Source organism: Hydrogenophilus thiooxidans (genome assembly GCF_019049855.1).
Taxonomy (GTDB): domain Bacteria; phylum Pseudomonadota; class Gammaproteobacteria; order Burkholderiales; family Rhodocyclaceae; genus Hydrogenophilus; species Hydrogenophilus thiooxidans.
In genome coordinates this window covers 14146-28861 of the sequence record NZ_JAHLSY010000023.1, presented here as the reverse complement: position 1 = coordinate 28861, position 14716 = coordinate 14146, and the positions used below count along the sequence as shown (strand labels likewise).

The following is a 14716-nucleotide window of genomic DNA, read 5'->3' as shown; positions in this document are numbered from 1 at the left end:
TCGACCGCCGCGACGCAATCCCGTGGGAAGCGCGCATCTGGCAGCGCGAATACCCGTGGCCCGGAAAAGCCGAGCAAACGATCGGCGTGTGGGGGATGTGAGATGCGGGCACCGACGCTACCTTTCGCTGCGGGATGGCGCTGGAGCCGCGACGCCTTTCGGTTGTGGCGCCGTGCGCCCGCGCTCACCGCGTACGTCTCGTTCGGGTATCTGCTGCTTCTCCTCCTCCTCTCAGCGGTACCGCTCTTCGGTCAATTCCTCGCGGCCGTCGCGATGCCGATCCTGCAAATGGGGGTATTGGCCGGGATGCGCGCCGCAGAACGCGGTGTGCGCCCCGGGCCGGAAGTGCTCTTCGAGGGTTTCAAAGGGCCATGGCAACCGCTTGCGGCGGTTGGTGCGCTCAATTTCCTTGCCAATCTGTTGCTCCTTTGGTTGCTCTCGCTGACGATGGGAGAAATGGCGTTTTTTCGGCCGATGGTGACCCAACCTGAAGCGCTCGACGGCGCGATGGCGATGGGCATGACATTCGACCCGATGCCGATCTTGATCTTCTTGTTGCTCTCGTTACCGATCACGGCAACGTACTGGTTTTCCCCGCCGCTCATCGCGTGGCACCGCGTCCCGTGGCCCAAAGCGCTCTTTTTCAGTTTCTACGCCTGCCTGCGCAACTGGGCACCGCTTCTGGCGTGGACGATCGCGATGGCGCTCGTCTTGACCGCTGCCGGTATCGTCGTGACCCTGCTCGCCGCGCTCATCCACCCGATGCTCTTTTCGGTCGCACTCTTTCTGTTACCGCTCGTCTTCGTCCCGGTACTCTTTGCCGGTTATTACCGCCAAGTGGACGAACTGTTCCTCCCATGATCGGTCTCATCGGCGGCACGTTCGATCCGATCCATTTCGCCCACCTGCGCCTTGCCGAAGAGGCGCGGGAAGCGTTACGGCTCGACGCGGTGTGGTTCGTCCCCAACGCTAAGCCCCCTCATCGCGCACCGCCCGTAGCGAGCGCCGAGCATCGCGCGGCGATGGTCGCCCGTGCAATCGCCGACGCCCCTGCGTTTCGGCTGGAACGGTGCGAACTCGAGCGACGCGACCAACCGAGCTACACCGTCGTGACCTTGGAAACGATCCGGCAGCGCGTTGGCGCCGCTACGCCACTTTTCTGGTTGATCGGCGCCGACGCATTCGCAGGCCTTGATCGCTGGCACCGCTGGCAGGCGTTACTGTCGCTGGCGCACCTGGTGGTCGCCACCCGACCTGGGACCCCACTCGCCGAAGCGACCTTAGCGCCGGCGCTGCGCCCACTCTGGACGGCGCGGCGAACTCCCGACGCGGTGGCGACCGCCGATCGGCTCCCCCCAGCCGGTTGGGTGATCGCATTAGCGATCACCCATCTGGCGATTTCGGCAACCGCGATTCGCGACCGAATCGCGTCCGAAAAGAGCGTCCGCTATTTGCTTCCCGATGCGGTTCTCGGGTATATTGAACACCATCGTCTGTACCGGAAGGATCATGAAGTCGTCTGACCGCCCAATGGACACCAACGCATTGACCCAATTGGCCATCGCCGCTCTAGAAGCGGTCAAGGGCGAAGCGATCGAAGCCTACGACACCACCCAAGTGACACCGCTCTTTGAACGGGTAGTGATCGCGTCGGGCAATTCGACGCGACAGGTCAAGGCGCTCGCGCGCAACGTCGTCGAAGAGGCGAAGAAACACCACGTCCCGATCGTCGGCGTGGAAGGAGAAGAAGGAGGCGAATGGGTCCTCGTCGATCTCGGCCCGGTGGTGATCCACGTGATGCTCCCCGCGGTTCGCCGCTACTATCGTCTTGAGGAGCTGTGGGGCATGCCCCCCGCAACGCGGGTGGCCGCAGCCAACCTTTCGCCCTCCCAAAATGCGCTTGGGCAGACCCACCCCATCCTTGGCCAATCCTACCCACCTGCCGCCCAATGACCGATCAAGCGTCCGTCGGCATGCTCTGAGCTGACACAGCGTGTTGAGATGGCTTTCCTCACCCTCTACACGATCGGCCACCGCCCCCCAAAATGGGTCCGAGAAGGCTTTGCCGACTATGCCAAACGGCTGCCGCCAGCGTGGGCGCTCGAACTCGTCGAACTCAAAGCGGAACCGCGCAGCAGTGACAGTGCCGCGGAACGGGAACGCGCCCGAGCCCGCGAGTGCGAACGGCTGCGCGCGCGGATCCCCTCCGGCAGTCGGTTGGTAGCGCTCGACGAACGGGGCGCTGCGTGGACTACCGAAACGCTTGCCACGAAACTGGCGGCGTGGCGAGACGCCGCGCGCCCGGTGTCATTCGTGATCGGCGGCCCCGACGGGTTCACCGACGCGTTTCGCCGCGACGCGGAGGAACTGTGGCAACTCTCTCGGTTGACGCTCCCGCACGCGCTCGTGCGGGTGATCGTCGCTGAGGCCCTCTACCGCGCGTGGAGCCTGCTTGCGGGACATCCGTACCATCGCGCAGGGGCAACCGAATGACACCGACCCCCCCACGCCTTTTCCTCGCGTCCCAAAGCCCGCGGCGGCAGGCGCTGCTCGAACAACTGCGCGTTCCCTTCACGGTGTTGCCCACAACCAACAACGCAGAGTGGGTCGACGAGACGCCGCTTGCGCACGAAACGGCGCAACAGTATGCCATTCGCCTGGCATGCGCCAAAGCGCGCGCCGGTTGGGCTGCACTGACCCAGAACAGCGCTCCCAGCACCGTGCGGGACACACCGCCCGCTTTGGTATTGGGCGCCGATACCACAGTAGCGCGCTCCAGCCGGATTTTTGGCAAACCCCAGAACGCCGAGGATGCTGTGGCGATGCTGCGTGCGCTTTCAAACGCCACCCACGAAGTGATCACCGCGGTAGCGCTCACCGACGGCAACCGCATGGAATACGCCGTCTCGCGCTCCACCGTCCGCTTCGCGCCCCTTCCGGAAGCGTGGATCACCGCGTACGTCGCGAGCGGCGAACCGCTCGACAAAGCGGGCGCCTACGCCTACCAAGGGGCGGCCGCAGCGTTCATCCCGGAAATCCGCGGCAGCGCCTCGGGAATCATTGGGCTGCCGCTTTTCGAAACCGCCGAGCTTTTGGCCCGCTTCGGGCTCGGCCCCCATTGCGCCGCAACCCTTCCCCGATGAGGATGCCACGATGCCGTCTGAAGCCGTGACGCCACTCGGAACTCAGCCACCCCTGATCGAACCGCCAGAGCTCCAACGTGAGCTGCTGGTGAACTGCACCCCGCAGGAGACCCGGATCGCCGTCGTCGAAAACGGCAGCGTGCAAGAGCTCCACATCGAACGGGCCAGCCGTCGCGGGCTCGTGGGCAACATCTACCGCGGGAAAGTGGTGCGCGTGCTGCCGGGCATGCAGTCGGCGTTCGTCGACGTCGGCCTAGACCGGACCGCGTTCCTGCACGTGACCGATCTCCTCCCGAACAGTAGCGACCCGCCGCGGGGCGAGCCGCCGCGCATCGAACGGCTTCTCCGAGAAGGGGAAGCCGTTACGGTGCAAATCCTCAAAGACCCGATCGGCAGCAAAGGGGCGCGGCTCACGATGCAGATCTCGCTTGCTGGCCGCTTTCTCGTCTATCTTCCGCACGACACCGGGCAACTGGGGATTTCACAAAAGATCGAAGACGAACACGCTCGCGAAACGTTGCGCGCGCGGCTCACCGCATTGCGGCCGAGTAACCTTGCCGGCGGCCTCATCGTCCGGACCAACGCGCTCGAAGCAAGCGATGAGCAGCTTGCCGCCGATATCGCGTACCTCGAGCAGGTCTGGCAAGAGATTCAGCAGAAAGCAGGGGCTGTGCGCGCCCCGGCGCTCCTCTACGCCGAATTGGATCTCGTGTTGCGCGCGGTGCGCGACTTGGCGGACCGCCACACCGTCCGGATCCAGGTCGACTCCCGCGAAAACGCGCAGCGCATGATCGCGTTTGCGCAACGCTACGCCCCGCACGTATTGCCACTCATCGAACTCTATCGCGGCGAACGCCCCCTTTTTGCTCGCTTTCACATCGAAGAGGAGATCGAGCGGGCGCTTGCGCGGCGGGTCGAACTCAAATCGGGCGGCTATCTCATCTTCGACCAGACCGAAGCGCTCACCACGATCGACGTCAACACCGGCGCCTTTGTCGGCGCGAAGAATTTCGACGAGACGATCCTCAAAACCAATCTGGAAGCGGCGCAGACGATCGCCCGCCAACTGCGCCTACGCAACCTGGGAGGGATTATTTTGGTCGATTTCATCGACATGACGCTACCTGAACACCGCGAACGGGTGCTCGAAGCGTTCCAGAAGGCGCTTGCGCGCGACCCCACCAAAACGACCGTGAGCGGCTTTACGCAACTGGGGCTCGTCGAACTCACCCGCAAACGCACCCGCGAATCGCTTTCGCAACAACTCTGCGAACCGTGCCCGACCTGTGCCGGGCGCGGTTTCGTCAAGACCGCCGAAACGGTCTGTTTCGAAATCCTGCGCGAACTGGTGCGCGAAGCGCGGCAGTTCCCCCATGTCCAGGAGTTTCTGATCCTGGCGGCCCCCGCCGTCGTGCGCCTTTTCGAAGAGGAGCACGCGCAGGCGCTTGCGATGGTGAGCGAATTTCTGGGAAAACCCATCGCGTTGCGCGGCGAAGCGGACTATCCCCCCGAACACTACGACATCGTGGTACGCTAACCACCGTCTGACAACGGAAAGTCCCCCATGTCCCGTTTGCTCGAACTCGATTCGGCTGAACCGCATCCCAATTGGCGGAGGTCGCTTGTCAAGACCTATTTTTTGGCAACACGCCCAGCCTTTTTCACCATCACCGCTGTCGGTGTGTTGTTGGGCAGCGCCTACGCGATCTGGCACGCTTTGCGCGGCGCCACAGAGGCAGCGCCGCTTGGCGCGATGGAGATGATCGGGGTTACCGTCGGGTGCTTGCTCCTTACGCTTCTTTTGGCGCTCACGGCGCATGCGGCCGCAAACGTCATCAACGACGCCTGTGACGAAGCCACGGACCGCTGCAACCGCACCCGGCTCTACCCCTTTACCGGCGGCAGCCGCTTTTTACAAAACGGGGTACTCACCCGCACGGAGCTTGCGCGTTTTGCGGTCACGCTCTTTCTGATCACCGCGCTTGGCGGGTGCGCACTCACCCTCTGGTTGGCCACCGTGGCGCTAGAGCGCGCGGTGGCGCTTGCCGCAATCGGCGCGGTGGGGCTGATGGTCGGCTGGGCCTACTCGGTGCCGCCGTTGCGGCTCTCGGCGCGAGGCTTGGGCGAAATCGCAATCGCCGTGGCCTGGTCGCTGGTCGTCGCGGGGGCCGCCACCGTGGTCGGCACCCCCCTTGCTCCGTCCTTGCCGCAAGAGGCGCTTCTCTCCGCGGGCGCGGTGGGACTTCCCTTCGGCTTTTTGGTCGCGAACATTCTCTATATCAACCAATTCCCCGACGCGCCCGCAGATGCCGCAGGCAACAAACGAACGCTGCCGGTGCGCTTCGGTGCCCGCGCCGCGTGGGGCTACCCGTTCCTTGCGGCGGTAGCGCTGGCGCTCCATCTGGGGCTGACCGCTGCGGGGCTCTTGCCGTGGCTCGGGATTCTGGCTCTTGTCGCGTTCGTGCCGGCATTCCGGGCAAGCCGAATCCTGTTCGCGTTCGTTCGCGCCCACCCACGCTGGAGCGACACCACCGATTTTTCGCCGCTTCGCCCTGCGATCGTCGCGACACTGCACGCCGCGCACGGGTACGCGCTACTTCTTGCGGCGATACTCATCGGAGACGCCGTGCGATGATCGCGACGCTGACCGGAACGCTGCGGGAGAAAACCCCGCCCACCGTACTCATCGAAACCGCTGGCGGCGTCGGCTACGAGGTGTGGGTGCCGATGAGCACCTTCTACACCCTGCCCGCTACCGGCGAAACGGTGCAGCTTGTCACCCACCACGTGGTGCGCGACGACGAACAGCAACTCTTCGGCTTTGCCACCCGCGCCGAACGCGATGCGTTTCGTCTGCTGATCCGGATCAACGGCGTCGGGCCACGGATCGCGCTTGCGCTGCTATCGCACCTCACCTTGAACGAACTCAAAGGGGCGGTCGCGGAACAGCAGAGCGCACGGCTCGTCAAGATACCGGGCATCGGCAAAAAGACCGCCGAACGGCTCCTACTGGAACTCAAGGACAAACTGGCGCTTCTGCCCTTTGGCGGTGATGGCGCCTCTGCCCTACCACCGTCGGCCGCCCAGCCCCGCGCGCCGAAAGGAGGTGCCGAAGCGGAAGGGCCCGTGGCCGATACCGCCCCACAGGGAGGAGACGACGCCGCGGCGCGGTGGCAACTTGCGCGCGACGTGGCCGCAGCGCTCGTTGCGCTCGGGTATAGCGAAGCGCAGATTGCGCCGCTCGTTGCCGAGCTTCCGTCGGATCTCTCCCTACCGGCGGCGATCAAATGGGCGCTGCAGCAGGTGGGAAAACGGCTTTGACAGGTTTTGAGAGGGTGCATCCATGGCGGCAACCCATTTCAACACCGAAAACCGGACCTATCGGCAGCTCTTAGGCAATGGGCTTATCTACCGCATTCCACGGTTTCAACGCGACTATTCGTGGGACGAGGAGCAGTGGGAAGAGCTCTGGGACGACATTCTCGGAACCTTTTCCCCTGATGGCGAACCGGCCCACTATATGGGCTATCTGGTGTTGCAATCGGCAGACAATCGCCATTTTGAAGTGATCGATGGCCAACAGCGCCTGACCACGCTAAGCCTCATCGTTCTGGCTGCCATGCGCATCCTGAAAAGATTAGTTGCCGAAGGGCAGAACGCCGATGCCAACTCGAAGCGGTTGGAGCAAATCCGGGCAACCTACATCGGTTATTTGGATCCGGTCACACTCACGGCACGCAATAAACTTGCGCTCAACCGAAACAACGACGCCTATTACCGCGACTATCTGGTTACCCTGAGCGACCATTTGCCACAACGCGGCTTCCCCGCTTCGACGCACGCGATGCGCAAAGGCTTCGAGTGGTTCGAGCGCCGGTTGCGTGCCTACACCAAAGAGGCGGAGGACGTCGGCATGGCGTTGGCGCAGTTCATCGACACGATGAGCGACACGCTCTTTTTTACCGTCATCACGGTTGCCGACGAGCTCAATGCCTACAAAGTGTTTGAAACGCTAAATGCCCGCGGGGTACGCCTTTCGGTAACCGACCTGCTCAAAAACTATCTGTTCTCAGTGCTCGCCCGGGGACAGGAATCCCACCATGAGCTTGACGAATTGGAACGCCGCTGGGAGGCGATGGTGGGTCGCTTGGGGCAAGAGAGCTTCCCTGACTTTCTGCGCATGCACTGGAACAGCCGTCATCAGTTTGCCCGGCAGTCGGAGCTGTTCAAAACGATTCGAGCGCGGATCCAGAGCCGAGAAGCGGTGTTTGCGCTGTTGCGCGAAATGGATGAAGACATCGACACCTATCTTGCGCTGAGCCATCCGGAAGGTTCGCACTGGCCAACAGACTGGAAGCACTCTGCTCAGGATCTGCGCATGTTCTCGGTTCGGCAGCCGTACCCAATGTTGCTCGCGGCCCGCCGCGTGCTCCCAGAGCGTGAGTTCGAAGCGTTGCTGCGCGCCACGGTAGTTATTGCCTTTCGTTACAACGTCATTGGCGCCCAGCATACGGGGGAACAAGAGCGCGTCTATCACCAGGCAGCGATGAAGCTCCATCGTGGGGAGGCAAAGAGCGCCGCTGATGTGCTCGACGTATTACGCCCGATGTACCGTAATGACGAGCAGTTTCGTACTGACTTCGCCGAAAAAGTGATCAAAACCACCCAAAGTCGCAACGCCAAGATCGTGCGCTATATCCTTGCCAAACTGGAACGCCAAAATAGCGGTATTGACTTCGATCCAGAATCCGGTGCCTATACGATTGAGCATGTGCTGCCCCAATCGCCTGGCGAAGGTTGGGATGCTTTTAGCGACCGCGATCTGGACCATTTCGTTTATCGACTGGGCAACATGGTCATGCTGGAAGCAGGCAAGAACAAGGATCTGGGTAACCGCCCTTATGCTGAAAAGCGCGCGGTGCTGCAATCCAGCACGCTCTCCCTAACGCGTGCGCTCGCCCAGGAAAATGAAGTCTGGAACCCTGAGCGATTGCAGGCGTGGCAGCAAAAACTCGCTAGGCTAGCCACTGCCACTTGGCGCATCGCTCAGTTCAGCCAGAGATAAACGAGGAGGCGCCGCGGGGACAGTCCACACTTCAGAAACGCCCAGCCGATTTGGACTCACCCCCCCTGTTGCGCCCAGAGCCGCTCCAGCCGCTTGACGCTCACCGGCATCGGCGTTTTGAGCTCCGGCGCAAAGAGGCCAACGCGCAACTCTTCGAGCAACCAGCGGTATTCGGTCCAAAAAGGGGGCCACGCACCCCGCGCGTTCGCGGTCGCTTTTTGCCACGGAAGCGCCGCACGCTGCCATTCGGCGAGCCACCTGCGGTCGCGCGCTGGGTCTTTTTCCAGTTTGTCGAGGCGAACGGCAATCGCTTTGAGATAACGTGTGTAGTGCTGGAGACGGGACCACGGCGTGTGCGCCAAAAACCCTGGGGGGGTGAGCGCCGCCAATTGCGCGCGAATATCCGCGACCCCCTCCGGATGGAGGTGCTCGATCCGCTCCAGCCGTTTCTCGATCGCCGCGATCTGCTCGAACCATCCGAGCGCCGCGCGCATGATCGCATCGGCAACCAAGAGGAACTTCTCCCGCCCTTGTTGGACCCGTTCGGCAAAGGCCGCGCGCGTTCGCGGTAACGGCTCCGCCAAGCACGCCTCTTGCAATGCCGCTTCCATCACGTTCGCTTCCAGCGCTTCTGGGCGTTCGCGCGCCAACCAAACCATGGAGAGCCGTTTGAACACGTCGCTTCGGGTAACCGAACGCACCGCCTCTTTGAGCGCAAAAGCGAGCAGCCGCAATACCCCGCGGCGGTGCGCCGCAGCGGCTGCCACTTCGGTATCGAAGAGCTTGAGGCGGGCACCGCTACTGCCCGCATCTTCGAGTGCCGGAAAACCGACGGTCGCTACTCCTGCGACCACCGCTTCGGCGATTTCCGGAAGCTCTGGCCAGATCCATTCGGTCGCAGGACCTTCGGGAAGCGCTGGGTTCTGGTTGCTTTCGCTCGACTCCGAACCGCCCTGAGGCAAGGGCGCACCCGGGTCGGATCGCCCGTTGGCGTCTCGCGGGTATAGCGATTCGCGATCGGTTTCGTGCCGCGCGGAAAGGTCGTTGTCCGCACCGGCGGACGCGGTGGCGTTTCGGCCGCGCGCCCGCCACGCTTCGGCAAGCGCCGCAAAAGCCCCACGCGCCTGCTCTCCCAACGCCTGCTTGAGTGCGTCCAACTGACGGCTTTCGCGTAAAACGCGGCCGTGGGCATCGACGACGCGGAAATTCATGAAGCAGTGCGCCGGCAGCGTCTCGAGCCGAAAGTGCGCCGGCAGCGTAGTCAATTCCGTGCGCGCCTGCACCCAGCGGGCCAACACCCCGGTGAGGGACGCTTTGCGCCACTCGGGATGGGCATCGCAATCGGCAAGAAAGGCTTTGACGCTTTCGGCGTGCGGTTGCAAGCGGTGCTTGTGTTTGTTGGGCAGGCTCTTGATGAGCAGCAATACCTTCTCTTCGAGCATCCCGGGCACGAGCCATTCGCAGCGCGCTGCAGGAATCTGATTCAAGAGCGCCACCGGAACGGTGAGGGTTACCCCGTCGTCGCGCGCCGCAGGGTCATGCACGTAGTGAAGCGGCAGCGGTTCGCCGAAGAGGTCGAACGTGGCAGGAAAGCGTTCGCTCACCACCCCTTCGGCATCTCGGGAAAGGATCATCTCCCGTGTGAGAAAAAGAAGCTTCGGGTCACTGCGCTCGGCGCTGCGTCGCCACGCTTCGAAACTTGCTAGGTCGACCACGTCCTCGGGAATCTTGCTTGCGTAAAACGCCTCGAGCCACTCCTCATCGACGAGATCGGGCCGACGCAACCGCTGTTCGAGTTCGCGCAGTTCGGCAACGAGCGCCAGGTTGTGCTGCAAAAAGGGCATGCGCGCGATGCGTTGCGGCGGGAGATCCCCAGCTACCAACCCTTCGCGAATGAAGAGCGTGCGGCAAAGGGCGGGGTCGACGTGGCGGTAGGAAACCGGTCGGCCACTATAGACCGTCAAACCAAAGAGCGTCCCTTTTTCCAGCCCGCGCACTTCGCCCGCGCGCCCGTTCCAATGGGGTTCGCCCACCTCCCGCACGATGAGGTGCGGTACCGCGCGCTCAATCCAGCGCGGGTCGATTGCCGCGACAATCCGCGCGTAGGGTTTCGTCGTCTCGACCCGTTCGGCGGCCAAGACCCATGCGGGCTGCGCGCGCCGCAGCGAACCGCTTTGCGGATGGAGCCAGAAGCGTACCCCTTTCGCCCCCAGGTAGCTGCCGCGCAGTTCGGGTTTGTCGTCGCGCGCGGTTTGCCCGACACCGTGCGGCAACGCAGTAAGGAGCGCAGTATGGATCACCTCGTATGTGGCGGGTTGTTCGTTGTCGCACCACCCCATCTCACCGGTGAGCGCATGGAGTTGCCCTTCCACTTCCCGCCATTCGCGCAACCGCAGCCACGACAGAAAGTGGCGCTGCGCCCACTGGCGCTGTTTGTTGCCGCTTTCGTGGCGAATCACCTCCTGCCAAGCCGACCAGAGGTTGAGGTACCAGCAAAATTCCGATTTGGCGTCGCGGTCACTGCCGCGGAACCGCGCGTGCATCTGGTCGGCTTGCGCCTCACGGTCGCCGGGTCGCACTCGGGGGTCGGGGACTGAGAGCGCCGCAGCCAAGATCCGCATCTCTTTGAGACAACCCAGTTCGTGCCCCGCAACCAAGAGCCGCGCCAGATGGGGATCGATCGGCATCTCAGCCAGTAAGGCACCGATTGGGGTGAGCGTGCGGGTGTGCGCATCAAGCGCCCCCAGTTCGATCAGTTCTTGGTAAGCCCCTTGCACCGCGCGATAGGGCGGGGGATCGAGAAAAGGAAAATCCTTGACCTCCCCTAGGCGCAACGCCGCCATCCGGAGCACTACCGCCGAAAGCGAGGTGCGCAGTATTTCTGGGTCGGTATGCGGGGCGCGGGCGGCAAAATCGCTTTCGCTGTAGAGGCGAAAGCAGACACCGTCCATCACGCGCCCACAGCGACCCGCACGTTGCTGCGCCGCGGCTTGGCTGATCGGTTCGATTTTGAGCTGCGCCACCCGCGTGCGCGGGTTATAGCGGTGGATTCGCGCCAGCCCCGAATCGATCACGTAGCGGATGTTGGGAACCGTGAGCGAGGTCTCCGCGACGTTCGTCGCCAGAACGATGCGCGCCCGTTGGCCTCGCGCAAAGACCCGCGCCTGTTCGCTTGGGGACTGTCGCGCAAAAAGCGGGATGACCTCGAATTCGCGCGGGATCGAAGCGCGCGCGGCTTCAAGCGCGGCGCGGGCCTCGCGAATTTCCCGTTCGCCCGGTAAGAACACCAAGATATCCCCGGGCCCTTCACGCCATGCTTCGGCCACGCACGCCACGATGCCGTCGTAGAGCGGCTCTTCGCTCTCCTCGAGCGCCTCGATGGGACGGTACCGCACCTCGACGGGGTAGAGGCGGCCGCTCACTTCGATGATCGGCACAGAACCGACAACCGTTTCGAAGTGGCGCGCAAATCGCGCTGCGTCCAGCGTCGCGCTGGTGATGATCACCTTGAGGTCGGGGCGACGCGCAAGCAACCGATGAAGATACCCCAACAAAAAATCGATGTTGAGGCTGCGTTCGTGGGCTTCGTCAATGATGATGGTGTCGTACGCGGAAAGCCACGGGTCGCGCTGCGTCTCCGCCAACAAAATCCCGTCGGTCATCAACGTGATATAGCCATCGGGGCTTGCCACGTCGTGAAAACGCACCCGAAAGCCGACGCTGCGCCCCAGCGGCTCACCCAGCTCTTCGGCGATGCGCGCGGCAGTGGCCCGCGCGGCGATCCGACGCGGCTGCGTATGGGCGATCTGACCACTGATCCCGCGCCCAGCCGCAAGGCAGATCTTGGGCAGCTGTGTGGTTTTGCCGGAACCGGTCTCGCCGCAGACGATCACCACCCGGTGGGCACGAATCGCCGCGGCAATCGCATCCGCTTTCTCGCTGACCGGCAGTTCTGGGGGATAGGTCACCCTGGGGCACGCCGCCAAACGCGCCTGCCAGGCTGCATGGGAGGCCGCGATGAGCTGCGCACGCTGCTCCTCGAATCGCGCCCGCACGTTGGGGTCGCGCGCCTGCTGCACCCGCCGTGCGAGCGCGATCACGCGCCCCCGGTCGCGGGCAAGAATCTGATCAAGATCGTTCGTTCGTTCGTCCATCACCCGGGTCAATCATGCGTCCTGGCGGGCGATTGTAGAGCAATTGAGCGGTATATTTCGTCTCGTGTCCCACCTTCGCTTCGTTCGCGATGACCGACTCGCTTGCAACGCCTCATGGTTTCCCCCCGCTCATCGGCGAATCGCCGCACACGCTGGTATTGGGCTCGTTCCCCAGTGTCGCCTCACTGGCCGCGCAGCAGTATTATGCCCATCCGCGCAACGCCTTCTGGCCGATCATGGGAACGCTCTTGGGGTTCGACGCAACCCTGCCCTACCCAGCGCGCACCCGCGCCTTGACCGCATGCGGAATCGCCCTTTGGGACGTGATCGCCACCTGCCACCGTCCCGGCAGCCGCGACGATGCGATCGTCGGGCCAAGCGTCGTACCGAACGACATCGCGGGGCTACTGGTCGCAACGCCCACGATCAGCCGCATCGTCACCAACGGCACCACCGCCGAACGACTCTTTCGTCGGCATGTCTGGCGCGCCCTCCCGCCCTCGATCCGTACCCGCTTACGCTTCTGCCCCGCCCCTTCGACCTCCCCGGCGCACGCCACCCGCACGCTCGCCGAAAAAATCGCGCTGTGGCGCGTCGCGCTCGGTCTTTCAGGGCGTCCACGCGGTGTAGAATAGCTGGGTCAAAAGCGCGCGACAGAACCGATGGACACCACGCTTCCCAGTAACTTCATCCGCAACGAGATCGAATCCGATTTGGCCGCGGGTCGCTACGCGACGGTTGTCACCCGCTTTCCGCCAGAACCCAATGGCTACCTTCATTTCGGCCACGCCAAATCGATCATCCTCAACTTCGAAATGGCCAAAACCTACGGTGGCCGCTGCCATTTGCGCTTCGACGACACCAACCCGGAAAAAGAGAGCGAAGCGTTTGCCCGCTCGATCGAAGAGGCGGTGGCATGGCTCGGTTACGATTGGGGCGAGCACCGCTATTACGCCTCTGACACTTTCGAAACGATGTACCGCTGCGCCGAGGTGCTGATCGAACGCGGGCTGGCCTACGTCGATTCGCAAACCGCCGAGCAGATCCGCGCGCAGCGCGGCACGCTCACCGAACCGGGCCAAGAAAGCCCCTTTCGCAACCGTTCGCGTGAAGAGAGTCTCGAGCTTTTTCGCCGGATGCGCGCGGGCGAATTCCCGAACGGCGCCCATGTGGTACGCGCCAAAATCGACATGGCGCATCCCAACCTCAACCTGCGCGACCCGGTGATCTACCGCATTCGCCACGTCCCCCACTACCGCACCGGTACCGCGTGGTGCATCTATCCCACGTACACGTTCGCTCACCCGATCGAAGACGCGATCGAAGGCGTCACCCATTCGCTCTGCACGCTCGAATTCGAAGACCAGCGCCCCTTCTACGACTGGCTCCTCGAAGCGCTGGCTGAGGCGGGCCTCTTTTCGCGACCGTTACCACGGCAGATCGAGTTTGCCCGCCTCAACCTGGAATACACGGTCCTCTCGAAACGCAAACTGATCGAACTCGTCGAGCAAGGCGTCGTGACCGGCTGGGACGACCCGCGGATGCCGACCCTAGCTGGAGCGCGGCGCCGCGGCTATTGCCCGGAAGGGTTTCGCCTCTTCGTCGAGCGCACTGGGATTGCCAAAGCGGAGAGTTGGATCGACTACACCGTGTTCGAAGAAGCGCAGCGCGACGCATTGAACGAGATCGCGCCGCGCCGCATCGCGGTCCTCGAGCCGCTCGAGCTCGTGCTCACCAATTTCCCGCCTGAAGCGGTCGAATGGTGCGACGCTCCCAACCATCCGCAAAAACCGGAGTGGGGCACCCGGCGGTTACCCCTCACCCAGCGGCTCTGGATCGAACGGGAAGACTTCATGGAAGTCCCCGTCAAAGGGTTCAAACGGCTCTCCCCGGGGGCCGAAGTGCGGCTCCGCTACGGCTTCGTGATCCGCTGCACGGGCTGCGAAAAAGACGCGAACGGCCGCGTAACCCGCGTCTTTGCCGAATACTACCCCGACTCCAAGAGCGGCACGCCGGGCGCCGACGCGTACAAACCCAAAGGGGCGATCCACTGGCTCTGCGCAAAGCACGCAGTGGCGGCCGAGGCGCGCCTCTACGACCGTCTCTTCACCCAACCGATCCCCGGCGCGCCGGGGCCAGACGGCACTCCCCGTTCGTTTCTCGACGACCTCAATCCCAACGCTTTGACCACCGTCAAGGTCTTTGTCGAACCCGATGCCGCAGCGGCACCACCGGAGACACGTTTTCAATTCGAACGGCACGGCTACTTTGTCACGGATCGCTTCGACCACCGTCCGGATGCACCGGTATTCAACCGCACGGTTGCCCTCAAAAGCGGCTGGAAGCGGTAAACT

Annotated in this window: 12 protein-coding genes; 11 read left to right on the top strand and 1 reads right to left on the bottom strand. The window is 63.4% G+C overall.

All coding sequences use genetic code 11. The features are described from left to right. The first annotated feature begins 102 nt into the window (after window positions 1-102). The 9 genes from KUL93_RS09645 to KUL93_RS09605 are packed head-to-tail and all read left to right on the top strand — an operon-like array spanning window position 103 to window position 8208. Entirely contained in the window at window positions 103-861 is a 759-nt protein-coding gene (locus tag KUL93_RS09645) for a BPSS1780 family membrane protein (protein ID WP_217126841.1), read from the top strand. Then, window positions 858-1523, top strand: coding sequence for a nicotinate-nucleotide adenylyltransferase (gene nadD, locus KUL93_RS09640; RefSeq protein WP_217126840.1), 666 nt, complete (start codon window positions 858-860; stop codon window positions 1521-1523). Before KUL93_RS09645 ends, nadD begins: the two co-directional genes overlap by 4 nt. Then, complete coding sequence (gene rsfS / locus KUL93_RS09635) at window positions 1510-1953, top strand: ribosome silencing factor (RefSeq protein ID WP_217126839.1); 444 nt, start codon at window positions 1510-1512, stop codon at window positions 1951-1953. The genes nadD and rsfS overlap by 14 nt, the downstream gene beginning before the upstream one ends. A gap of 48 nt (window positions 1954-2001) precedes the next feature. After that, entirely contained in the window at window positions 2002-2493 is a 492-nt protein-coding gene (rlmH, locus tag KUL93_RS09630) for a 23S rRNA (pseudouridine(1915)-N(3))-methyltransferase RlmH (RefSeq protein ID WP_217126838.1), read from the top strand. Continuing rightward, window positions 2490-3143 carry a Maf family protein gene (locus KUL93_RS09625; protein WP_217126837.1) on the top strand — a complete coding sequence of 218 codons (654 nt, stop codon included), beginning with the start codon at window positions 2490-2492 and terminating at the stop codon, window positions 3141-3143. The genes rlmH and KUL93_RS09625 overlap by 4 nt, the downstream gene beginning before the upstream one ends. A 10-nt stretch (window positions 3144-3153) precedes the next feature. Beyond that, window positions 3154-4680, top strand: a complete 1527-nt coding sequence (rng, locus tag KUL93_RS09620) for a ribonuclease G (RefSeq protein WP_217126836.1) — start codon at window positions 3154-3156, stop codon at window positions 4678-4680. Window positions 4681-4707: 27 nt separating this feature from the next. Beyond that, on the top strand, window positions 4708-5778 hold the full coding sequence (locus KUL93_RS09615; protein ID WP_217126835.1) for a prenyltransferase: 1071 nt from the start codon (window positions 4708-4710) through the stop codon (window positions 5776-5778). After that, window positions 5775-6464 (top strand): Holliday junction branch migration protein RuvA, encoded by a 690-nt coding sequence (gene ruvA, locus KUL93_RS09610; protein ID WP_217126834.1) that lies wholly within the window; start codon window positions 5775-5777, stop codon window positions 6462-6464. Before KUL93_RS09615 ends, ruvA begins: the two co-directional genes overlap by 4 nt. A 22-nt stretch (window positions 6465-6486) precedes the next feature. Continuing rightward, window positions 6487-8208, top strand: a complete 1722-nt coding sequence (locus tag KUL93_RS09605; protein ID WP_217126833.1) for a DUF262 domain-containing protein — start codon at window positions 6487-6489, stop codon at window positions 8206-8208. Between the two features lie 56 nt (window positions 8209-8264). Here the strand turns inward: KUL93_RS09605 and hrpA are convergent, their stop codons facing one another. Continuing rightward, entirely contained in the window at window positions 8265-12362 is a 4098-nt protein-coding gene (gene hrpA / locus KUL93_RS09600) for an ATP-dependent RNA helicase HrpA (protein ID WP_217126832.1), read from the bottom strand. A gap of 89 nt (window positions 12363-12451) precedes the next feature. Between hrpA and KUL93_RS09595 the strand changes: the two genes are divergently transcribed. Both KUL93_RS09595 and KUL93_RS09590 read left to right on the top strand, forming a co-directional pair. Then, entirely contained in the window at window positions 12452-12997 is a 546-nt protein-coding gene (locus tag KUL93_RS09595; RefSeq protein ID WP_217126831.1) for a DNA-deoxyinosine glycosylase, read from the top strand. A 27-nt stretch (window positions 12998-13024) separates the two neighbouring features. Further along, entirely contained in the window at window positions 13025-14713 is a 1689-nt protein-coding gene (locus KUL93_RS09590; protein WP_217126830.1) for a glutamine--tRNA ligase/YqeY domain fusion protein, read from the top strand. Window positions 14714-14716: the final 3 nt, after the last annotated feature.

Coding starts and splice junctions, on each gene's coding strand:
- KUL93_RS09645 (WP_217126841.1), top strand. CDS start 103: ATGCGGGCACCGACGCTACCTTTCGCTGCGGGATGGCGCTGGAGCCGC.
- nadD (WP_217126840.1), top strand. CDS start 858: ATGATCGGTCTCATCGGCGGCACGTTCGATCCGATCCATTTCGCCCAC.
- rsfS (WP_217126839.1), top strand. CDS start 1,510: ATGAAGTCGTCTGACCGCCCAATGGACACCAACGCATTGACCCAATTG.
- rlmH (WP_217126838.1), top strand. CDS start 2,002: ATGGCTTTCCTCACCCTCTACACGATCGGCCACCGCCCCCCAAAATGG.
- KUL93_RS09625 (WP_217126837.1), top strand. CDS start 2,490: ATGACACCGACCCCCCCACGCCTTTTCCTCGCGTCCCAAAGCCCGCGG.
- rng (WP_217126836.1), top strand. CDS start 3,154: ATGCCGTCTGAAGCCGTGACGCCACTCGGAACTCAGCCACCCCTGATC.
- KUL93_RS09615 (WP_217126835.1), top strand. CDS start 4,708: ATGTCCCGTTTGCTCGAACTCGATTCGGCTGAACCGCATCCCAATTGG.
- ruvA (WP_217126834.1), top strand. CDS start 5,775: ATGATCGCGACGCTGACCGGAACGCTGCGGGAGAAAACCCCGCCCACC.
- KUL93_RS09605 (WP_217126833.1), top strand. CDS start 6,487: ATGGCGGCAACCCATTTCAACACCGAAAACCGGACCTATCGGCAGCTC.
- hrpA (WP_217126832.1), bottom strand. CDS start 12,362: ATGGACGAACGAACGAACGATCTTGATCAGATTCTTGCCCGCGACCGG.
- KUL93_RS09595 (WP_217126831.1), top strand. CDS start 12,452: ATGACCGACTCGCTTGCAACGCCTCATGGTTTCCCCCCGCTCATCGGC.
- KUL93_RS09590 (WP_217126830.1), top strand. CDS start 13,025: ATGGACACCACGCTTCCCAGTAACTTCATCCGCAACGAGATCGAATCC.